General features: G+C 41.8%; 18 protein-coding genes. 12 read left to right on the top strand and 6 right to left on the bottom strand.

Annotation, left to right across the window (positions count from 1 at the left end):
* Positions 1–4: 4 nt before the first annotated feature.
* Entirely contained in the window at positions 5–1,216 is a 1,212-nt protein-coding gene (gene tyrS / locus Q4A21_02020) for a tyrosine--tRNA ligase (protein MDO4902314.1), read from the bottom strand.
* A 110-nt stretch (positions 1,217–1,326) separates the two neighbouring features.
* Here tyrS and Q4A21_02015 point away from each other — a divergent pair, with 110 nt between their 5' ends.
* Entirely contained in the window at positions 1,327–4,044 is a 2,718-nt protein-coding gene (locus Q4A21_02015; GenBank protein ID MDO4902313.1) for a transglycosylase domain-containing protein, read from the top strand.
* A 26-nt stretch (positions 4,045–4,070) separates the two neighbouring features.
* Here Q4A21_02015 and Q4A21_02010 read toward each other — a convergent pair whose 3' ends face one another.
* Positions 4,071–4,358, bottom strand: coding sequence for a DUF5665 domain-containing protein (locus Q4A21_02010; GenBank protein MDO4902312.1), 288 nt, complete (start codon positions 4,356–4,358; stop codon positions 4,071–4,073).
* Between the two features lie 86 nt (positions 4,359–4,444).
* On the opposite strand from Q4A21_02010, the gene Q4A21_02005 reads away from it, so the two are divergent.
* A complete protein-coding gene (locus tag Q4A21_02005; GenBank protein ID MDO4902311.1) occupies positions 4,445–6,967 on the top strand; it encodes a M1 family metallopeptidase in 2,523 nt (840 codons plus the stop codon).
* Positions 6,968–6,996: 29 nt separating this feature from the next.
* Here the strand turns inward: Q4A21_02005 and Q4A21_02000 are convergent, their stop codons facing one another.
* Positions 6,997–8,106: a GTP-binding protein gene (locus tag Q4A21_02000; GenBank protein ID MDO4902310.1), complete on the bottom strand. Its 1,110-nt coding sequence runs from the start codon at positions 8,104–8,106 to the stop codon at positions 6,997–6,999.
* Between the two features lie 96 nt (positions 8,107–8,202).
* Here Q4A21_02000 and Q4A21_01995 point away from each other — a divergent pair, with 96 nt between their 5' ends.
* From Q4A21_01995 to Q4A21_01980, 4 genes are all read left to right on the top strand, one after another.
* Positions 8,203–9,090 (top strand): hypothetical protein, encoded by an 888-nt coding sequence (locus tag Q4A21_01995; GenBank protein ID MDO4902309.1) that lies wholly within the window; start codon positions 8,203–8,205, stop codon positions 9,088–9,090.
* 37 nt (positions 9,091–9,127) lie between these two features.
* Complete coding sequence (locus Q4A21_01990; GenBank protein MDO4902308.1) at positions 9,128–11,209, top strand: ribonuclease J; 2,082 nt, start codon at positions 9,128–9,130, stop codon at positions 11,207–11,209.
* Between the two features lie 137 nt (positions 11,210–11,346).
* A complete protein-coding gene (gene nusA, locus Q4A21_01985) occupies positions 11,347–12,564 on the top strand; it encodes a transcription termination factor NusA (GenBank protein MDO4902307.1) in 1,218 nt (405 codons plus the stop codon).
* A gap of 110 nt (positions 12,565–12,674) precedes the next feature.
* Positions 12,675–13,592 (top strand): sugar phosphate nucleotidyltransferase, encoded by a 918-nt coding sequence (locus Q4A21_01980; GenBank protein ID MDO4902306.1) that lies wholly within the window; start codon positions 12,675–12,677, stop codon positions 13,590–13,592.
* Positions 13,593–13,644: 52 nt separating this feature from the next.
* Here Q4A21_01980 and Q4A21_01975 read toward each other — a convergent pair whose 3' ends face one another.
* Positions 13,645–14,148 (bottom strand): methylated-DNA--[protein]-cysteine S-methyltransferase, encoded by a 504-nt coding sequence (locus Q4A21_01975; GenBank protein ID MDO4902305.1) that lies wholly within the window; start codon positions 14,146–14,148, stop codon positions 13,645–13,647.
* Between the two features lie 151 nt (positions 14,149–14,299).
* Between Q4A21_01975 and recG the strand changes: the two genes are divergently transcribed.
* Entirely contained in the window at positions 14,300–16,351 is a 2,052-nt protein-coding gene (gene recG / locus Q4A21_01970) for an ATP-dependent DNA helicase RecG (GenBank protein ID MDO4902304.1), read from the top strand.
* Between the two features lie 33 nt (positions 16,352–16,384).
* Here recG and Q4A21_01965 read toward each other — a convergent pair whose 3' ends face one another.
* Positions 16,385–17,071 (bottom strand): hypothetical protein, encoded by a 687-nt coding sequence (locus Q4A21_01965; GenBank protein ID MDO4902303.1) that lies wholly within the window; start codon positions 17,069–17,071, stop codon positions 16,385–16,387.
* A gap of 110 nt (positions 17,072–17,181) precedes the next feature.
* Between Q4A21_01965 and Q4A21_01960 the strand changes: the two genes are divergently transcribed.
* From Q4A21_01960 to cysS, 5 genes are read left to right on the top strand one after another with little or no spacing between them, the layout of a single operon-like run.
* Complete coding sequence (locus Q4A21_01960; protein MDO4902302.1) at positions 17,182–17,904, top strand: HAMP domain-containing sensor histidine kinase; 723 nt, start codon at positions 17,182–17,184, stop codon at positions 17,902–17,904.
* A complete protein-coding gene (locus Q4A21_01955) occupies positions 17,901–18,311 on the top strand; it encodes a response regulator (protein ID MDO4902301.1) in 411 nt (136 codons plus the stop codon). The genes Q4A21_01960 and Q4A21_01955 overlap by 4 nt, the downstream gene beginning before the upstream one ends.
* Positions 18,298–18,969 (top strand): DNA repair protein RecO, encoded by a 672-nt coding sequence (gene recO / locus Q4A21_01950; GenBank protein MDO4902300.1) that lies wholly within the window; start codon positions 18,298–18,300, stop codon positions 18,967–18,969. Before Q4A21_01955 ends, recO begins: the two co-directional genes overlap by 14 nt.
* Before the next feature lie 27 nt (positions 18,970–18,996).
* Positions 18,997–20,466: a hypothetical protein gene (locus tag Q4A21_01945; GenBank protein MDO4902299.1), complete on the top strand. Its 1,470-nt coding sequence runs from the start codon at positions 18,997–18,999 to the stop codon at positions 20,464–20,466.
* A gap of 2 nt (positions 20,467–20,468) precedes the next feature.
* On the top strand, positions 20,469–21,866 hold the full coding sequence (cysS, locus tag Q4A21_01940; GenBank protein MDO4902298.1) for a cysteine--tRNA ligase: 1,398 nt from the start codon (positions 20,469–20,471) through the stop codon (positions 21,864–21,866).
* A gap of 70 nt (positions 21,867–21,936) precedes the next feature.
* Here the strand turns inward: cysS and Q4A21_01935 are convergent, their stop codons facing one another.
* The gene (locus Q4A21_01935) at positions 21,937–22,656 is read right to left on the bottom strand and encodes a hypothetical protein (GenBank protein ID MDO4902297.1); all 720 of its coding nucleotides are present in this window, start codon (positions 22,654–22,656) and stop codon (positions 21,937–21,939) included.
* Between the last annotated feature and the right edge of the window lie 13 nt (positions 22,657–22,669).

Here is a 22,669-nt window from a genome sequence, read left to right as displayed (position 1 = left end):
CTCCTTAAATTTTTACCAAAACAAAAGTGTTTTTACCTTTTTTGATGAGTGAGGTCGTTGCGATTTGCTGATCTTCGGTGATTTTGATGCCATTAACTGATATGGCGTTGCCGGAAATCAATCGGCGAGCCTCGCCTGCTGATTTTGCTGTATTTGTTGAAGTTAGTGCCGAAATTACGGATTGTGTGTCACTTGCGACTGGAATTTCTTGCGTCAAGATTTCGATAACTTCTGGCGAAATCTGTTCAAAATCGCCCCGACCAAACAATATTTCGGTGGCTTTTTCGACCTCCAGAGCACGGTCGGCGCCGTGAATGAGCGTGGTGACTTCGTGCGCAAGAGTTTTTTGGGCGATCCTGAGGTGTGGTTCGGCTGTATGGCGGGCTTGGATGTCTTCAATTTCTTCTTTTGAAAGTGTTGTGAAGAGTTTTAGGTAGTCGATTGCGCCGGCGTCGTCTGAGTTAAGCCAGAACTGGTAGAACTTATAAGCGCTGGTTTTGGACTCGTCGAGCCAAACGGCGCCACCCTCGGATTTGCCAAATTTTCGGCCAGTGGATTTATTGACCACGAGTGGGGCGGTCATCGCGTAGACTTCTTTTCCGTCAGATTTGCGTATGAGTTCTACACCAGAAAGCAAGTTGCCCCATTGATCGCTACCGCCAATCTGAAGATTAACGCCAAGATTTCGATTAAGGTGAAGAAAATCATAGCCTTGAAGTAGCGTGTAAGAAAATTCCGCAAAACTCAAACCACCACCATTTTTAATGCGTGATTTGAAGAAATCGCGAGAGGTAAGTTCCGCCATATTAAACTTCTTGCCTACATCGCGAAGGAAAGGTAAAAGTTGGAGATCTTTTAGCCAGTCGTGGTTATTTACGAGCGTAAAATCTTTGCTGGAGAATAATTTTGAAACTTGATTGGAGAGCGCCAATGTGTTCTTCGAAATTTCTTCGAGCGCCAATAATTCACGCTCTTCGGTGTCGCGCATATCACCAATTACGCCGGTACCGCCACCGACGAGCAGAACGACTTTATGACCCCGATCGAGGAATCTTCGAACCATCATATAGACTGCCAAATGCCCAACATGAAGGCTGTCCGCACTAGGATCAGTGCCGAGATAAAGTGTAAAATTGGTATTGTCTATAACGCTCTCATCTGTAAAAGTGGTTTGATTCCAAAATCCACGCCATTTTAGTTCTTCTGATAGTTTCATTTTTTCTCCTTTTATTAAGACTATTTTACCATATTTTACTTGAATTTTTAAGCATAATTTGTTCGAATTTCTTGAAATTTTTTTCGAAATAAATTATAATTATAAGCAGTATGACGGAAAAGTTGAAGAAAACCAAGGAGAAGTTAAACTCGAAGTTGAAAAAACCGCTTCGAAGTAATAAAAAATCAGATAGCAACCTTAGTTTGTATGCTAATCTTGCACACCAAAGGCGTTCTAAAAAAGACGCTGCGGCGAGAAAGCGTGCGGAGTATTTGGCGAGTTTGCCTAAAAATCCGGTGAAGAGATTTTTTTATCGGCTTCATCCTAAGCGAGTTTTTAAGTTTATCTTTTCGAAAAGGGGGCTGTTTTTCTTCTTGAAATTTGCGGCTATTTCTGTGATTTTGTTGGTTCTTCTTGTTGGTGGACTTTTCTTGTATTATCAAAAGGATCTCAATCAGATCCGTCCGTCTGAACTTTCAAAGCGCGTTCAAACTACCGTTTCTAAATACTACGACAGAAATGGCGAACTCCTTTGGGAAGATAAAGGTACTGGTGATTATAAGTTGGTTGTTGAGGGATCCGAGATTTCTGACTGGGCAAAGAAGGCCACAGTGGCGATTGAGGATCGCGAGTTTTACAAGCATAAAGGTATTGATTTGACGGCGATTTTGCGTGCAACTATTAATAACTTTAAGGGTGGCGCAACTCAGGGTGGATCAACTTTGACTCAACAGTTGGTTAAGCAAGTTTTCTTCGCTGATGAAGCAGCAGAGCGAGGCTTGAAGGGTATTCCTCGAAAAATTAAAGAGATGATTCTCGCGATTGAGGTTGAGCGAATGTATAGCAAAGACCAGATTATCGCACTTTATCTTAACGAGTCTCCATACGGCGGACGCAGAAACGGTATTGAATCTGGTGCTCAGACCTATTTCAAGAAGTCTGCTAAAGATTTGACTTTGGCGGAGGCTGCGCTTCTTGCTGCTATCCCTAATAATCCAGCCGTCTATAACCCATACAACACTCAATTTAATAAATCTTTGATTGAGCGTCAGCATAAAGTTTTGGATGATATGGTTGATATGGGGTATGCTACCCGTGCTCAGGCTGACGAGGCTAAAAAGGTGGCGATCTTGGATTCCATTCAGCCAGAAACAGACCAGTATAAAGATATCAAGGCGCCACATTTTGTCTTAGAAGTTAAGAAGAAACTCGAAGAAGAATTCGGTGTTAAGGTGATTCGTGCGGGAGGTTTAACGGTTAAGACCACTCTTGATTCGAAAGCCCAGAGTTTTGCCGAATCTGCCGTGGCTAGTGGTGCTGGTACTTTGTATTTGACGGGCGCTGATAATATTGCGTTGACCTCAGTTGATCTTGCGACTGGTCAGGTTATTGCTCAAGTTGGATCAGTAGACTATCATAAAGCAGGATATGGTCAGACTAATGCGGCAACTTCTACTCTCGACCCAGGATCGAGTATTAAGCCTATAGTTGACTATGCGCCTCTTTTCAACAAGCAAGATGCAGTTTACACACCAGGAACTATTCTTCGTGATGAAAACATTGACAGACTTTATTGTGGCGGAAACTCTAGTCAATGTCAACTGCGTAACTTTACGGGAAGGTTCTATGGAGATGTCACTATTAGGCAAAGTCTTGGTAACTCGCTCAATATTGCTGCCGTAAAATCTTTGGCAATTGTTGGACCTAAGGAAGGTATTGCTACCGCAAGAGAACTTGGTGATGTTTCCTACTGTGCAGGAAATGCTGAAGCCGGTCTTTCTGCGGCGATTGGTGGTGGATGTTCCGTCAGGCAAGATGAGCACACTAATGCGTTTGCGTCTTTGGGGCGAGGAGGAGTTTATAAACCTGTAAGTTATATTCTTGAGGTTAAAAATTCATCTGGAGAAAAACTAAAAGAATGGAAAGACTCTCCTAAACAGGCAATCGATCCGCAAGCCGCTTATATGGTGAGTGATATTTTATCAGACGCTAATGCTCGCTCGATGGTTTTTGGCGCTCAGGCTCGAAGTTTTGGCTTCGCTATACCTAATGTATGGACAGCGGCTAAAACCGGAACTACCGACGACAGTAAAGGGCGTGCTAAAGATTCTTGGATGATGAGTTACTCTTCTGCTGTGGCGACCGGTGTATGGAGTGGAAATCATGATGGGTCTGCGCTTCGAACATCGAGAAATGACACCGTGCGAAGAGTTATGCATGACTATATGACGGCAGTTCACCATAATCTTTACGCTGCTAACGGAAAGTGGAAGGCTGGGGATAAAGTGGTTCGCCCTAGTGGAATTCAAAATTGCTCGATTGGTGGCAGAAATGACATTTGTCCATCTTGGTGGAGTAAGGCTAAATCAAACTATAATTCTATCGAAATGGAATTTGACAGCGTTTCTAAGAAGAAAGCAACAGAATGTACTCCAGAATCGACCCGAGTTAAGATAACTGTTGCGGAAATTACAGATCCTCTAACTAAGAAAAAGACACTTTCTGCGCCGGATGGTTACGATCCTAATGCGGAAGATGATGTACATTCTTGCTCCGATTCTAAACCGCAAGTTTCGAGCGTAAGTTACAGTAGGCACGGATCAAGCAATTCTTATAGGATATCTGGTCAAGTTATTAGGGGTAAGTCTAACATTAAAACAATTACGATAAAAGTTGACGGATCTGTTGTAGCAACACCAAGTTCTTCAGAATTTTCGGTTGATTTCAATTTTTCTTCATCTTCTCAAAAAGTATTAATTGAAGTTACTGATGAGTTAGGGTATACTGAATCTAAAACTTATCCTGGTCCAGCAGATGTTACACCATAAAAATAAATAGCGACATATATCGCTATTTATTTTACTCTTGAGTTCATTGCATTGATTACGGCTTGGACAAAATCCCCTATACCACCAGGAATGTTGACGAATAGGTTTAAGAGCCAAATTGCCGCAAACACCAGAACTGTTGCACCAATTGCTGAACCAAATCCGAATGATATCCCGCGGAAAAAGTTTACTTTATATATTTCCCATCGGTTGGGATAAAGATCAAAGAAAAGTTCTTCGATCATACTGATCTGCGCGCCTTTGGCGTTGTCGTCGGCGAGTTTTTTGCCGACTTTTTTTGCTACTTTTTTCATTGAGAATATTATAGCATTTTCTGCAGATAAACGCAAGGATTTTGATTTTTGGGCTGAAATTTGTTAAAATATAAAAAAGGAGAAAGATGAGCGTAAACAGATTATTTGAGAATTTTAATCCAGAAAATTATAAGATTTTTTTGGACTTGACAAAGGGAAAAAAAAGGATTTTTGACGGAGAAGTTGAAGTTTCTGGGCGGGCCAAAAACGATCGTGAGATTGTACTCCACGCTAAAGATTTGGACGTTTTGAGTGTTGAATTTGAGGGTGAGAATCTTAAATTCGAATTTCGAGAAAATGATGAATTGGCGATTCTGGCTGGCGATAAGACTTTCTCTCTAGAAGAGACTTTGAGAATAAAAATTAAATTCAGCGGTAAGATCACAGATGCGATGCATGGTCTTTACCCTTGTTATTATAAGGAAAATGGCGAGAAAAAAGAACTCTTCGCTACGCAATTTGAGAGTCATCATGCTCGTGAGGTCTTTCCTTGTATTGACGAGCCTGAGGCTAAGGCAACGTTTGATTTAACGCTAAAGACTCCGCGTGGAGTTGAAGTTCTTGCTAACACTTCAGAAATTTATCGGGTAGAAGACGACAATTGCAAAACGTTGACTTTTGAAAAAACTCCAAAAATGAGCACTTATCTTTTGGCGTTTGCGATTGGCGATCTTCAAAAAAAGTCTGCTCGGACTAAATCTGGCGTTCAGGTTAATGTCTGGGCGACGCGTGCTCAGAGTCCGGAACTTCTTGATTTTCCGCTAGAGATTGCCACTAAAGTTCTTGAATTTTACGAAGAATATTTTGACGAGAAATTCCCGCTTTCAAAGTGTGACCATATTGCTTTGCCGGATTTTAGCAGTGGTGCAATGGAGAACTGGGGACTGATTACTTATCGTGAAACAGCGATGTTAGCGGGGAAAAATTCTTCAATTTCAAGCAAAAAATATGTGGCATTAGTTATCGCTCATGAAACTGCCCATCAGTGGTTCGGCAATCTCGTTACTATGAAATGGTGGGACGAACTTTGGCTCAATGAGAGTTTTGCGACGATGATGGAATATTTTGCGGTCGACAATATCAAGCCTGAGTGGAGTATCTGGGAAGAATTTGCCGTAAATGAGGCAATTCTTTCCTTGCGGCGCGATGCGATTGACGGCGTTCAGGCGGTTCATGTTCCAGTTCATCAGCCAGATGAGATCTCAACAATTTTTGATGGAGCGATTGTGTATGCCAAGGGTGCTCGATTGATGAATATGCTCAGAAATTTTGTTGGCGACAAGGCGTTTCGAGATGGACTTCGAAGTTATTTTAAGAATTTTAAGTACCAAAATACGGTTGGCCAAAATCTTTGGGATTGTTTGAGCGAAAGTTCTGGTAAAAATGTGGCGGAATTTATGAACGCGTGGATTCTCAGGAGCGGTTATCCGAGCATTTTAGCGGAGGAAAAGGGCGAAAAATTGTGCCTTCATCAAAAGCAGTTTTTTGTGGGTGAAGGTCAAGATACGGGCAAAATTTGGCCAATTCTTCTGCGCTCTAATCAGGATAATTTGCCCGAAATTATGGATACCGAGAAATTGGAGTCTGAATTTAGCGGTGATTTTGTTCAACTTAATGAGGGGAATATCTCGCATTTTATTTCCAATTACTCTTCAGAACTCTTCGAAAAATTGCTCACTCAGATTAAAAACCTCGATACGATTTCGCGCCTTCAGATTCTCCAAGAGCGGTCGCTTTTGGCTCGCGGTGGTGCGGTTTCGAGTGCTGATTTGCTCAAAACTTTGCGATTTTACCGAGATGAAACTTCGCTTAATGTGTGGGATATGATGACGATTTTACTCGGGGATATCAGGATTTTCTTGGATGAAGGCTCGCCTGCTGAGGCTAAAATGAAGCAATTTTGCGAAGAACTGGCGCGCGGACTTTTCAAAATTTTAGGCTTTGAAAAGAAAGAAAACGAGACAGAAGAACAGACGGAACTTCGCCCGACGATTTTGGGGCAGATGATCTATGCGGAAAATGCGGATGCTCTGGCTCGAGCTGATCAGATTTTTGATGAAAACGCGACTAATATTAGTAAAATTGATGCTGAGATTCGACCGATAATTATTTCTGCCAAAGTGCGCTATTGGGAAACTCCAGAATTGATTTCGAACCTACTAAATCTCTATAAAAATACAGCAGATGTAGATTTTCGAAATGATATTTTGGCTGGAATTACTTCAACCAAGAACCCTAAAACGGTTGAAATTTTGCTTAAAAATTTGACCAATCCACAAGTTGTGCGACCACAGGATATTGTGGGATGGTTTGTTCAACTCTTGCGCAACCAGACTTCGCGCGAGCAGACTTGGGCTTGGATGCGTGAAAATTGGGCGCAATTGTGCCAGATTTTTGACGGTGACAAGAGTTATTCTGACTTTCCGCGTTATGCTGGGGCAATTTTGCGTACCGAGAAGCATCTGGCGGAGTTTGTGGAATTTTTCAAAGATAAAAAATCCGATCCAAGTCTGAAGCGTTCAATCGAAATGGGCGAGCGGGAGATTGCTGGGCGAATTGACCTTATCGCTAGAGAAAAGCAGGGCGTTGAAGCCGAGCTCTTGCGGTAGGGCCTTACAAAAACAAAAAATCGAACCTATTATTGGTTCGATTTTTTTTGGAAAAACCTCTCGAAATTCATCATATTCTCGGGGCTGATATCTTCTGGTGTAGTGTCGATTAGGTTTTGGATAGTGTTTTGAACTTCCTCTTCTCGCATCCCGGCACCAATTAGGACGAGCTCAGTTTTTGGCGTTTCTTCACCCCATTCTTCCGCGCCGATATTTATAGTTTTACCCACAATTTGAAGTGTATATTTTTGCTCGTAACCCTTCATGCCAAAATACAAAAAGCCTTTCATTCTGAACAGATTTTGCGGTAAATTATCTAAAAATTGGATGAATTTTTGCGGATCGAGCGGTGCGGCATTTTCAAAAGAGATCGAAGAAAAATCGTGGTGAATATGGTGATGATGGGTACAACTTTCATCGCAATGGTGACGATGATCGGTGTGAAGATTTTTATGAAATGGCGCAAAAATAATCCGCCAATCGATCCGCGCCTCTGATGTCTCGAAGATCGGTGCGCGATTATTTAATTCTCTCGCAAATTGATGAATTTCCGACACCTTTTCTGGATTTGTCAATCCTATTTTATTGATGACAAGAATATCCGCAGTTTGGAGGCATTTTTTGAAATGAGATGGAAAGTCTTGTCTCGCCAAGTCAAAATTAACGGCGTCGATCAGGTAAATATTACCGCCAAAAAAAGTAAAATTATTGCCAGAATATCTCAGTGTGTTCATCAGATCATACGGCTCGGCGATACCACTTGCCTCGATAACGATCGCGTCCAGTTCTGAGGTTTCATTGGCTAAAATATTGAGCGGTTCCGCCAATCCATTGTCGCCAATCATACAGCAGACACAACCGTTGGTGAGTTCGATTTGCGTCTCATTAAACGCACCGGAAACTAGTCGATTGTCGATGTTGATTTGCCCAAAATCGTTGACAATTACACCAATTTTTAGATCTTGATTTTCTCGCAAGATATTGTTTAAGAAAGTGGTTTTGCCAGCGCCCAGAAAACCAGAAAGCATAATGACTGGGATTTTTTTCTCGCTCGAAGAATTGTCGCGAGTAGCGAGATTCTTGGTGAAATCATCAAAGATATCGCCGTTGATTTCTGGAATTTCGAAGTCTGGATTCATAATAGTATTTTATCAGAAAAAATCTAAGCTTTCAACTTTACACATATCTTAAAATATGTTATAATTCTGACAGTACATTTAGAAAGAGGTGATTTTATGAAAGTTTTTGCGACTTTCGAGCTGGCTGATCGATGGATTAATCGTCGTAGAAATTTATGGAGAATTATTTTTCATATAATTGATGTTTTTCTGCCGGCGATCATTAATGCTGGTCTGTATCTTGCTTTTGGCTTAAAAATGACGCTTTGGGGAGTTATTTTGACATTTTTTGGAGTTAAAATCTTCACGGGATATTTTTGGAAAAAATGCTTCCCAAGTTCTCAGGATGCTGAATATCACGTAGAAAGTTTTGACGAAGAGAGCAATACCGCGAAGATTATGCTGAGTACTAATCAAGATGTTCCGATTTGTTGGATCGATAATTATCCCGCTCGTCTTGTTGGAAAGGATGATGACTTTGGAATTTGTAATGTTGAAATTATTGCTTATGGCGAAAATCAGGATTTCGAAGTTGACTTCTACGATAATTCGATCAACGGCGTAATGAATTTTTACTATAGAGAAAATTATTATTCTGCGATTAAGCTTTCAAATTTCTTCGAGATGCTTATCAAGATAGCTTTTCCGGTGATTGTCATTGTTAATTATGCGACATGGGGATTTACTGCCTGGACCTTATTGATGTTTATTGCGTCGATATTTTTTAGGGCTAAGTTTTCTTTTGAAGAAATTTTTGCTCGCATCGATAAGATGTTTGCTCTGGAATTTCAGATTGATCAGGATGTGTCCAGTGTGGTTGATTTTGAGAGTCTTAAATTCGGTTGTCGCATCAAGGCTGTTCGGATGTTTCGTGTAGTAGGCTTCAATCTCGATATGCCATATTTTCGAAAGAGGGCTTTTTTATTGACAAAAAATCTTAAGTTCGATATAATAGAAACATTAAATATCAACTCTTGTTCTGAATTCGAAAGTCTGTTTTATTGACCGAAGTTTTTTCGAAAGAGCATTTCACAAGGAGATTATGAATAATAATTTTAATGAAAAAGCCGCGCGCTCTCGGCAAAATTTACAAAAAAAGGCGCAAGATTTAATGAAAAATCGCGAAAAATATGTCCCAAACGCTGACGCTCGAAAGGCGGAGAAGGCTAAAAAAGAGGCTAAAATTTCCAAGATGAAAGAAAAGGCTTCCAAGCAAAATTCCAAGAAATCTGACGCGCAAAAAGTTAATTTGCCAACAACCACTCGTCGTGGCGCGGTTGTGCGTGCGCAACGGATGGTTAGCAACGATATCAATCTTCGCGCGACTCAGCACATCGTGAATATACCTGTCAATAAATCGCTTTTCAACGGATTTAACGGTGAGCAATTGACGCCTTCGATTCTTAAAAAATTGAAGCCGGCCGAAGACAGCGTTAAGGTGATTCCGCTTGGCGGTCTTGGCGAATTTGGCATCGGTAAAAATATGTTTGCCATTGAGTATAAGGATGAAATCCTCGTTATCGATATGGGCTCAATTTTCCCTAATGAAGACTATCCTGGTGTGAATTTCATGACGCCCGACATCACGTATCTCAAAGATAATATGCACAAAGTTAAGGCTGTTGCGTTTACCCACGCCCACCTTGACCACATCGGTGCGGTGCGGCAACTTCTGCCAGAATTTGGCAATAATATTCCGATTTATGCGACTGATTTCACGATCGGTATGATTAAGCGCCAGATGGAAGAGGCTGTCGCGGAAGTCAGCCCGAATTATCAAGTTGTTGATCCATTTAAGCACGAAGAAATTAAAATTTCAGAGCATCTAACAATGGAATTTGTCCATGTTCTTCACTCGATTCCTGGTTGCGTGGCGATGATTATTCGAACACCAAACGGAAATATTGTTCATATGGGCGACTGGCGCTTCGAAAATGATCCAGTCGACACACAGTTTGATATGCCTCGCCTCGCCGAAGTTGCGCAAAAAGAAGGCATCGATCTTTTGATGAATGAATCCACCAACATCGACACCCCTGGTACGCACCCACACAGTGAGTATGCTATTGGTGAATCTGTTGGCGAAGTTATGGACGCTTATCCGCACTCGCGCCTGATTTTCTCGTGCTTTTCGAGCCAGATTTATCGCCTTCAATTGATTCTCGAAGAAGCCGCCAAGCATAATCGAAAGGTTGCCTTTGCTGGATTTTCAATGATTAATGCGATCGAAGTTGCTCTTCGTGCGCGCAAAATTAAAGTTCCAAAAGATGTCATTATGAAAATGGAAGATATCGTCAAATTGGATGATGAAAAGGTGACGGTAGTTTGTACCGGCTCGCAAGGAGAACTTAACGCTGTTCTTAACAGAATGGCTACGGGCGCACACCGCTTCATTAAGATTAAAGCGACTGATGTTGTAGTATTTTCTTCGAGTCCAATCCCTGGAAACGAGCCTCGAGTGGCTTCGACCGTTGACGGCTTGATTCGAGAAGGCTCTGGCGTGATTCAGCACGGACGCGGACATTATCACGGTATTGGACCACTTCACCTATCTGGTCATGCGTACTACGACGATCATGTTAAACTTGTCGAAACGCTTCGACCAAATAATTACTTACCAGTTCACGGAGAATTCTATATGCTCCAACACAACGCAGAAATGGCGCAAAAGGTCCTCGGCCTACCTCGCAAGAATATCTTGGTAGCGGACTCTGGCGATATTGTTGAGTTAACTAAGGATCGCTCTATCCGCAAAGGTGGTCGCGTTCAAATTGGCTCAATCCTTTACGATAATACGGGCAATACCGTTCATGACGCAGTCGTTAAGGATCGTCTCCATATCTCAACAGAGGGAATCTTTATCATTGTTCTCACTATAAGTAAGAAGACAGGTAGATTGCTCAAGACTCCAGATGTGATCTCGCGCGGTTTTGTTTATCTCAAAGATAGCGAGGAATTGATCGGCAAGATCCGCCACTACTTGCGCGTTAAAACTGAGAAAGAAACCGACCGTAAGATTGAAATCGCTGATCTCAAGCAGGAAATCAAGGACGATGTTTCGCACTTACTCTTTGATAGCACAGGGCATACGCCGATTGTGATTCCGGTGGTGAATAAGGTTTAAGCATTTAGAAGAAGTCTCCTTCGGGCGGCTTCTTTTATTTACGCAAAAACGCTTGATTTTGTAAAAAATTCGTGCTAAAATAAAAACATAAGTCGGCCAGCGGGTCGGCATTTTTAGTAAAGAAGAGAAAGGAATTTATGGAAGATCTAAATATCAAACATATGCTTCTCGCAGCGCGAACTATCGCTGAAGAAAAAAACCTCCCAGAAGAGAAAGTTCTTCAAGTTATTGAGATGGCGATTGCTGCTGCTTGGCGACGCGAGCACGGTGAGCGCGGTCAAAATGTGCGCGGTGTGCTTGATATTAACACTGGTGAAGCGGAAGTTTTCGTCCAGTATGAAGTTGTCGACGGCGAAGAAGCCTACAACCCAGTGAGCGAAATCGCCCTCGAAGATGCCCGCGTCAAGCAAGCCGACATCGAAATTGGTGAATTTATTGAAGAAGGCCCATTCAAGGTGGAGACTTTTGGTCGCGTGGCTGCGCAAACTGCCAAGCAGGTTGTTCTTCAACGCCTTCGTGAGGCTGAGCGCGAGATCGTGTTGGAAGAATTTGAAGACAAAATTGGCACAATCGTCAGCGGAACTGTTTCTAAGGTTGATCGCCTACCAGCGCGTGGCAATCGCCCTGAATCTACAATTGTCAAGATTGACCTCGGTAAAGCAACTGGTGTAATGCCTCCACGCGAGCAGATTATGGGTGAATACTTCTCTGTTGGTCAGCGTGTTAAGGTATTGATTAAGGATATCGAGCGCGAAGGTCGTGCGCCAGAATTGATCGTTTCTAGAGCAGATGCTAACTTTGTTAAAGTTCTATTCGAACAAGAAGTTCCAGAACTCGAAACCGGCATGGTTGAAATCGTGGCGATTGCTCGTGAGGCTGGTCGTCGCACCAAGATGGCTGTTCGATCACTGATGAATGGCGTTGATCCTGTCGGAACCTTTGTTGGTGGTCGCGGTATGCGCGTTAATTCCGTGATGAACGAAATCGGCGAGCGCGAGAAGATCGACATCGTTGTTTGGAGCGAGAATAATAGCGAATTTATCCGAGAAGCAATTAGCCCAGCGGAAGTTGTTTCAGTCGAGATTGTTGAGGGTAAAAACCGCGCCAAGATTTTTGTTACAGAAGATCAGCAAAGTATTGCAATTGGTCGTGGCGGTCAGAATGTGCGACTCGCCTCTCGCTTGACTGGCTTTGAACTTGATGTTGAAACTGCTAAAGTTGAAGAGAAAAAGCCTCGGGGCAATATCGAGGACGGTCTCTTTGACGCGCTAAACGAAGCCTCTGAAACAGAAGTCGTTGCAGAACTTGATGGCGATGAGCCAGATCGAGAAAAATTCGGCGGAGAAAATCAATAATACTTAATTAAAATCGCTCTTTCAAAAGGGCGATTTTTATGTTATAATATAGTTGTTAGGCCTTGGGTGGATCTCTGCCTTGGCACTTTATAAAAAAGGAGGACGATTATATGTCAATTAGTACTGCGACGAGGTTTGATTTTTCTGTCAAACGCCCTGCGTCAGTTGGCTTGCGGTCTGAAATTGTTATGGTAATTCCGTGTGCGGGTAATGGCACACGCCAGAGTTCTTGGAGTTCACGGATCGCTAAGGAGTTAATTCCTGTACCATCCAATGGTTTTACTAAAGCGGCTGTTCACGATTTGATCGATAAAGCGCTCAAAGCGGGGATCATTTTAGAGAATATATTTTTGGTGATATCTGATGAAAAGGATGATATTAAGAATTATTTCCAAAAAGATACTCGAAGGTTGGAAGCGGAGCTTCGCGATAAAGGCAAAGAAAAATTCGCCCAAAGTGTTGAAGAAATTCCGTTTATCCCAGATGAGCAATTTATTTTACAATCTGGCCCTTACGGTAATGCCACACCGCTTGATTCTGCGGCGAAAAAAATCGGCACCGCTCGTTGGATCTTATATATGTTTCCAGATGATTTGTTCTTGACTGATGGCAAAAATGATATCGAACAAATGATCGAGGCTCACGAAAAAACTGGCGGATCGATTTTTGCGACTAAGCGAGTTATTATGGATAAAGAGTATGATCAATACGGAATCGTTGATGGCCGTGCTGTTGAGGGCACAGGTGGAAAATTGGTTGAAGTTTCAACCATAATCGAAAAGCCGGGCAAGGCCGCCGCGCCTAGTGATTTGGCGAGTGTTTCTGGCTTTATCTTTGACCCGATTATGTGGCAGATTGTCGAAGAGGAGACGAGCCGATTCAATAGCGCGGAAGAAAATATGATTCAGCCGATGATCCAGCAAGCAATTGATCACGGTTGGCCGTTTTTCGCCGTTAAGATTGATGGAAACTACCACGACACAGGCAATCACGCTGATTACGCAAAGTTGTGGGCAGAAGTCGCCTAATAAAAACCGCTCGAAATGCTTCGGGCGGTATTTTTTTGAAAAAGATTTGAGTTTAGAAAATTTCGTGCTGGAGAAGCCAGTTTTTGCGATTTTCACCACTGTTATAGCCACCGATCTCCATATCTTTAGTCAAAACACGATGGCACGGCACGATGATTGAGAGTTTGTTGGCGTTGATGGCGTTGCCGACAGCGCGTGCGGCATTGGGATTGTCTAGTTTTTCCGCCAACTCTGAGTATGAAGTTATATTTCCAGATTGAATATTCCTTAGTTCCGCCCAAACTGACTTTTGAAAGTCGGTTCCAATCATCTCAACTGGCGTAGTAAAATTGGTTGTCGGATGCTTAAAATAATCCTCGATTTCTGCAGAAATTTGTTTCAAAATCAGATTCTCGCCTTCTTCGATTTTTGTTTGGAAGAATTCTTCCACTTGCGAAATATCCTTTTCTATGTTTTCGTTATCTGTAAATTCCAGCAAAACCAGCGCTTCATCATGCGAAACCGCGAGCATTTCACCGAGAGGAGTTTGGATTTTTGTTGATTTTAGACTATACATTTCGAATAAAATTATATCGCAAAATTTATTGAAAGTCAAATTTGACCGACTGGCGGATTGATGGAATATTTTCGAATTTTCCGCAAGGCTCTGCCGAGGACTTTTCGAAAATATTTTACAATCCAGCCAGTCTTTGTTAAAATATAAACATATGAATCTCGACTCTTCTCTTGAAAAAGTCCGCGGCGTCGGTCCCAAAACGCTTGAAAAATTGGCGGCCGCTAATTTGCGCACAGTTGGTGATATTTTGGCGTTTTTTCCACGCAAGCATGAAGATTTTGCGAGTCTAACTAATCTTAGCGAGATTCGACCTGGTAAAGTTTTGTTCAGGGCGCGCGCCGAGAAGGTGTCGAGTCGTCGCGTGAGGCGCGGGATGGTTGTTGTTGAGGCGGTGCTTGCGGACGGAAAAGACAAGATTAAGGCTGTGTGGTTTAACCAAGCCTATCGCGTGGCGCAACTTAAATCTGGCGATGAATTTTATTTTTCGGGCGAATTTTCTTTCTCCTATAATCGTTATCAACTCACAAATCCGCGCGTAATGAAGCGCGAAGAATTGCCTTCGAGCCAGAATTTTGAGGGCGAGGCGGGTGAGATTGTTCCGATTTATCGACAAATTAAGGGATTGAAAACAGAGGTCGTTCGAAAAATACTGCTTGAACTCAAACCGATGATGAAGATTTTACCAGAAACTCTGCCAGCGCTAATCGTGTCGCGCGAAAACTTGATTTCTCGTGCCGAAGCGATCGAGTGGGCGCATTTTCCGCCGAGCGGCGAACATTTTGAGAAAGCGCTTGCGAGATTGTCCTTTGAGGAGATTTTTGAGATTATCTTTGCTTCGAAATTGAATAAAATGGACAACGAGAAGTTGGAGGGTTGGCAGATTCCGTTTGATTTGGAAGCGGTCAAGAAGTTCACAGATTTGCTTAAATTCGATTTGACAAATTCTCAAAGAATGGCATCGTGGGAGATTATCCAAGATATGAAATTGGGCACGCCGATGAACCGGCTTCTCCAAGGCGATGTTGGGTCGGGCAAGACGATGGTGGCGATCCTCGCGGCGCTCAATGCGGCTCGTGCGGGCTTTCAAGTGGCAGTTCTTGCGCCTACTGAGATCTTGGCTTCGCAGTTGGCAGAGAATTTTGCCAATAATCTGCTTGGCCAAAATTTACGTGTGGCTTTTCTTTCTTCTTCCATAAAAGGCGTCTCAAAAAAGCAACTTTATGCTGATTTGGAAGCGGGAAAAATCAACATTTTGGTTGGGACGCACGCCATAATTCAAGAAAAAGTCAAGTTCAAAAAATTAGGTCTTGTTGTGATTGATGAACAGCATCGTTTTGGCGTCAGTCAGCGCCAGAAATTGCTTGAAAAGTCTCGTCAAAAAATGCCACATCTCCTTGCGATGACTGCTACGCCGATTCCGCGATCGCTTCAATTGACGCTTTTTGGCGATCTGTCTGTATCTGTTTTGCGCGAAAAACCAAAGGGTAGAAAGCCGATTTTGACCGAGATAATTTCTCCCGTTTCGCGCACACCTATGGTCGCTAAAATTAAGGATGAGATCTCTAAAGGTCGCCAAGCGTTTGTGATCGTGCCGGCGATCAGGGAGTCTTCGAATGATGAAATTAAAAGTATTGAGACTGAATTTCGAAGATTGAAAAAAGAATTCTCGGGGTTGAGAATCGCCCAACTTCATGGCAAAATGCCCGCAGAAGAAAAGGACGCAGTGATGGCTGATTTTCTCGCAAAAAAATCAGATATTCTACTTTCTACTACTGTTATTGAGGTTGGTGTAGATGTTCCTAACGCTAGCGTGATGGTGATTGAAAATGCCGACAGATTTGGCTTGAGTCAACTTCATCAGTTGCGCGGTCGAGTGGGGCGTGGCGGAGCGGACGCGTTTTGTTATCTTGTGATGAGCGGGACGAGCAAGCCACCTGAGCGTCTGTTGGAGATTGAAAAGACTGATGATGGCTTTGCTTTGGCAGAAAAAGATCTCGCGTTAAGGGGCCCGGGCGAAATTTACGGTAAAGCGCAAAGTGGTGAATTGCGACTAGAGTTTGCTAGCCTTGGTGATACCGAGACAATTTCTCGCGCGCAATCAGCGGTGGATTTGTTGGCGGAAAATTCAACCGAATTCGAAAAGTATTTACACACAAGACAATCTTCGCTCAAAAAATATCAGAGATTGACTGTTTTGAATTAGTTTATGAAAAGAAAATCTCTCAAAAGTGAGAGATTAAGCGGCGCTGGAGAATTTTTCCCAGCGCTTCATCCAGAAATAGTCTTTAGAGACGACTTTTAGATTTTGTCTGAGAATCTCCAGCATTTCTGGTGATATTTTTTGGTCTGGAAGAGACTTTTTGAGTCGGATAATTTTGATAATATCTAGCGCAATTTGGATTTTCCAGGCGTTAATTTTTTCGCCAGAAACTAAGTTGAGATTATCCCAGCATTGAAATGCGATTTCCAGTGCGCGATCAAAATAATGTAGGCGCAAAAGATTTTGAGTAAAGGCCTCCATCATAGACACAGAATTTACTACAAAAATCTCCAGATTTTCTGAAAAAACATTTTCTGCGCTGGACAGCATTCGATTATACCAGATAAGATTGAGCAATTTTAACGCAATTTCTGCTTGCGGAATCTGATTCTCTGTGAAATTTTCAACCAATTTGAAGATCTCTTCAATTAATCGATTTTGTGTCCAGATTTCCGGGTGGATCTCTGGGTTATTTTTGGCCTGACTGGCGATCTGAGCAAAATTAAAACTGTCAATTTTGCCCATTTGGCAATAATTTTGAAAAGTTTGCTTTTCATTTTCTCTCAAAGAATCAAACCAATCGGCGATCCTTAGCAGATTTTGATCTGTAAAAGCACGATTAAAACTAATCACCATTTGCTGAGCGGTAAAGGACTTTCTCATAATTTCCTCCTTGAGAATTTTTCAAAATAATTTTAACATATTTTGATGATTTTAGCAAATTTTATAAAGTGAATTTTGAGATTTTGGCGGACTTGTGATAAAATTAAGTTATGGAATGGAGTGGAGAAATTGCTGAAAATTGGGGTGCGAGAGACGCCAATTTTTTGGTTGCAGCCCACGAAATGAAGGCACCGCTCTCGATCGTGAGGCAACTCAGTCTGGCGCTGGGCGATGACGCACTGGAATTTTCTCCCGAGCAAAAGCGGCGGATGATTGCGCAGATTTCAAGCACAAGTGAACGTGCGCTCCGTCTTGTTTCTGACTTGACCAAAATTTCTCGGCTTGAAGATGCGCTTTTTGAGATGGAGCCGATAAATTGTAGTAAAGTTTGCGATGATATTTTGCGCGAAGTTGACGGAGTTTTCAGGATTTCTGGGAGAAAAATTGCTTTTAAGCGCCCCAAAAAGTCAGATTTAATCTTGGCGAATTACGACCTACTTCGATCGATTTTGCTCAATTTTACGGATAATGCGCTTGTGGCTTCGAACAAAAAATCGACTACCGAGATCTCAGTTTCCGCAAAAGAAAACCGCATTCGAATTGCGGTGCGTGATTACGGGCAAGTTTTGCCGAAAGAAGTTTGGCGTGCGGTAAAATCAGGCTCAGCAGAGGTCGCTCGCGCTGGATCTAGCCCGCAAAGTAGCGGTCTTGGTATCTATATCTCTAAAAATTTTGCTAAAAAAATGGGCGCTAAAGTGGGTGTAATTAAACATCGTGATGGTAGCACATTTTATGTTGATCTCTTAAAATCGGAGCAATTGAGTTTATTGTGAGTTTGAGATTTAGCAAGTTTTCGAATAATGTTTCTCGACCAAAAGTACTGGTTGTGGAAGATAATGAGATATTGGCGGAGTATTTTGCTGATGTGTTCTCGCGTGATTTTGATGTTAGGAGTGCTTTTTCTGCCGAGCAGGCAATTGTGAAGGTGGGTGACTTTGCGCCTGATTTAATTTGGCTTGATATTTTGCTTGGCGAGCACTCGGCGTTTGCTTTTTTGAACGAACTCAGAACTTACGCGGACACTTTGCGCACGCCCGTTATGATCTGCTCAGATATGACAGAAAATTTAGGAGAAGAACTTTTGCGAGAATACGGCGTTGTGCGGATCTTTGACAAAAGTAAAATGAGGCCGGGTGAAATTTTGCGGACGGCGAAGGAAATTTTGAATGAAACAAATTAAAACTTTAGCGATAGTTTTGCGTCGGACAGATTATGGCGAGGCTGATAAAATCGTCAATTTTTTGACGCCAAAAGGGCGTATCGCGGCCTTGGTAAAAGGCGTTAGAAAGCAAAAGTCTAAAATGGCTGGCGGAATTGAAGTTTTTAGCGTGAACGAAATTGTGGTAATGGACGGAAAAAGCGACCTAAAAACGCTGATTTCCGCGCGGAGTAAGGAGTTTTTTTCTCAAATTGTGCGTGACTATGATCGGACGGAGACTGCTTATTGGGCAATAAAGCAGGTTGGGAGAGCGAGCGAAATGGTTGATTCGGTGGAGTTTTTTGAAATTTTGCGGACAGTTTTCGTGGCACTGGACGACTTTGAAATTGATGAGAGCCTGATTTGTGCTTGGGTCTCTCTCAATCTGGCGGTGGCGCGTGGCGAGAGTTTAAATTTTGAGAGCGATGTGATGGGTGAGCGCCTTCGAGCGGATGCGCGATATGATTTTGATAATTTCGAAAAGGCTTTTGTGGAGCGTCAACAGGGGCGATATGATGCTTCGCATATTAAATTCTTACGACTTTTAGTTTCGAGCGAGCCAAGGATTCTCTCCAAAATTGTCGGCAGGCAAAAAATCCTGTCCGAAATCGGCGAAATTGTGAGAATTTTGGGGGAATAAATTTTAATTTCATGGTATACTTATTATATGAAATCTGTTACGAATCTACACACCTCTAGTATGAAGCCTATAGTTATATTCTTTTTTGTGGTTTTTGGTTTCTTTTTTGTGTTTTTTACTCAAATTAGTCCGCTTTCTGTTTTCGAAATGGATGAATGGACCCATAATAATGTGACTAGAGGTCTGTATCCTGAATTTGGCAAATGGAATCCTTCTAGAGTTCTTCCTGAGGTTGCTAACTCTTTTGTTGCTGATTTATCTAATTGGGCGCTAAAGCCATTTATTGGAGATTATCTCGACTCTTTAGTTGTTGGTCATAGTATAGTTATTTCTCTCTTTATTGCCGCATTTTCTACATTTATTTATAGATTTCTGGTGAAGCGTTTTTCATTAAAAATATTAGAAGCGGGATTTCTTGCTACTATTTTAACTATATTGAATTTATTGATTTTTAAAACGAGTGCCACCAATAATCTTTCAGTTTTTGCACTCGATAATCATATATTGTTTTATTTTTACACACTACCGGCGATGCTCGATATAGTTATAGTGCTGATGATTTACGAAAGAAATGACTTATCGAAGGCCAATAAATATTGGGGATGGCTAATATTGTTGGTATATCTTGGAGTATTCTCTAATTTATTTACTAGTGTTATACTTTTGGGCTGGGCTGTTTTAAGTTTGTTTATCGATATCATCAAAAGAAAAAAACAAACGTATATAGAAGTAATCAAACACAATTGGATCAATTTGGCTATTATATTTTTATTTGTTGTTTCGTTAATTTTCGAATCTTCTGGAGGCAGGGCTGGAGACTTTAATAATATAAATTTATTAACAGAGATAAAGCGATCTATAAAGATTCTCGCTGGTGTTTTCTCTGGGGTTAATCTGTTGGCTGGACTATTCTTACTGATGGGTATATTGTTTTCTATTAAATCTATAATGGAAAAACGCAACCCCAATAGGTTACTTATGGTTAAGTTGCTTTTTAATTCAATTTTGATTATATTATTTGAGATTATACTATGCGCTAGAGTTGGCTCTGGTAAAATTGGAAATACGCAAGTTACGGGAATTATATTCTTAAATATATTCATCGTTGCAATTTTTGGTTGGGCTGAAATTATACACGAGCACAGAGCGATCGTTAATATCCTTCCGATTATTGTTATGGTTATGTTTTTTGAGTCTAAACCGTTGAGTTCGACTACATTTAGACCAGTAAATCCAGCGAGAGTAAACGGAAGAGTCGCTCAGCAAATTAGTCGAGACTGGCTGAATGATTTACTTGAGAAATACAATAGGGGAGATAGAAGTATCACAGTCAATGTTCCTAAATTTAACGGCCCAGACAATTATCCGTTGTCGGTTCGTACTACTCAGCATATCGCGCAATTACTGCTGAGACATAATGTGATAAGTGAGCCTATCAGCCTTGAATTTCATCCAGACATTAATCTTAATAGCAAATACGGTATCCACAAGGAATAAAGATGATAAAATTCTACAACACTCCAACCAAACAAATAGAAACTTTCATTCCGCAGGATCCGCAGAATATTAAGATTTACACTTGCGGACCTACGGTTTACGCTACGCCCCATATTGGCAACTGGGTGGCTTATATTTACTGGGATATCTTGGTTAGGACTCTTGTCACCAATGGTTTGACAGTCAATAGAACTATGAATATTACAGATGTGGGTCATCTTGTTTCTGACGAAGATGATGGCGAAGATAAACTAGAGAAAGGCGCCCGCCGTGAAGGCAAAACTGCTTGGCAAGTAGCAGAATTTTATACCAATGAATTTATCGAAGGGATGCGTGCACTTAATTTGATTCAGCCCCAAAATTTGTCCAAAGCGACAGATTTTATCTCTCAGCAAATTGCGATCGTAGATGACCTGACTGCTAAAGGCTTTACTTATCAGACTTCTGACGGAATTTACTTTGATACTTCAAAATTTCCGCGTTACGCCGATTTTGCTGGGCTCGACCTTGAAAATCTCAAGGCTGGCGCGCGCGTTAACTTTAATCCAGAAAAGCGCAATTTGGCGGATTTTGCTCTTTGGAAATGGTCGCCGAAAGACGCTCGGCGTGATATGGAGTGGGATTACTTGGGTCGAAAGGGTTTTCCTGGCTGGCACCTTGAGTGCTCCGCTATTGCGCTCAATACTCTCGGCGGCACGCTAGATATACATACTGGCGGTATCGATCATATTCCTGTTCACCACACTGATGAGATCGCTCAGAGTGAGGCACATACTGGAGAGAGATTCGCCAATTTCTGGCTTCACTGTAACCATATGATGGTTGAAGGTAAGAAAATCAGTAAAAGTCTTGGTAATGGCTATTCTTTGGTCGATTTAGCGGAACGAGGTTTTAGCCCGCTCGATTTTAAGATGCTTGTTCTGCAAAGTCACTACCAGACTAGTGGAGATTTCAATTTCGAAAGTCTTCAGGCTGCCCAAAATCGCTTGGAAAATTGGCAAAATATTGCTCGACTGCGCCATCAAATAAAAGGTAAGAATGGTGAACTTCCATCACTTGCCGCTAAAAATTTCATTCTTGAAATCTTGAACAACAATCTTGATACGCCCAAGGCACTGTCGGAGATAGATAAGATTTTTGCTGAAATTTCAAAAGCACCTTTAGAAAAACTATCGCACCATAATTTGCTCGAATTTCTTGATTTTTTGGATGAAGTTTTGGGCTTGGACCTGCTTAAAACTACACAAGATATTACGGAAGAAGTCAAGAGATTAATTATCGCAAGAAATTCTGCTCGAAGTGAAAAAAACTGGACAGAATCCGACCGCCTTAGAGAAGAGATATCTGCTTATGGAGTTGCGATTCGAGACACGCCAAGCGGCACAATCTGGGAAAAATAACTTTGATCAGAATCCTCCAAAAATAAAATCGCCCGATAAAACATCGAGCGATTTTTGTTAGAATAAAGTGTTATTTGGACTTCTTTTCGAGAACACGAGGAGCGACAGAGACAAGCAAAACAATCGCCATAATTATCGCAAAACCACACATAATTGATGGAATACCCTCAATAGTTTGTGGATCGATGATATTAACATAGGTCGTCGGCAGAATAAACGCCAGATATCCAAACATCAAATATTTGAGCGCAGAAATTCTGTTTGTTGGCAAATTCCACTCTTGATTTTTATTTGATTTTATTGCATTGAATCCGATAAAAATTGCAGCAATCATCCAGCCGTAATAGTATAAACCATAAATCCAAGATGCGATTTGCGGAACATTAAACACTGAGTAGTTGGCGCGACAATGGTCGAGTGCAACGCCATTAGTTACGAAGATATAATATACAATAAACGCAATCATTGTAAAATAGGCGAATGGCACCAATTTTTTAGATTCTCGTCCAGCGATTTTGTGGGTTAGATGCAACCCGAGCGGAGGCAAGAGGGTGATTGCCGCGTAACCAAATCGCGCCCACTCAACACCAGTCCAGCCAAATCCACCACAGACCATAAATTCTGCAGCCTGAAATCCCGCCAGCGCAAGCAAGATATACACGATCAGCCGTCTAGTCTCTGAATTTTTATATCGAAAAAGTGCAACCCCAGCCGCAAAAACTTCAAACAAAAAAGTCACAAGCATTACGCCGGGCGAAAAACAGTATAACTTATTGGAATATTTTTTCATAACAGTTAAATTA

The organism is bacterium (genome assembly GCA_030530825.1).
Classification (GTDB): Bacteria; Patescibacteriota; Saccharimonadia; order Saccharimonadales; family Saccharimonadaceae; genus Nanogingivalis.
Note: the sequence above shows the minus strand (reverse complement) of the source record. Positions and strands in the feature narration are given on the sequence as shown.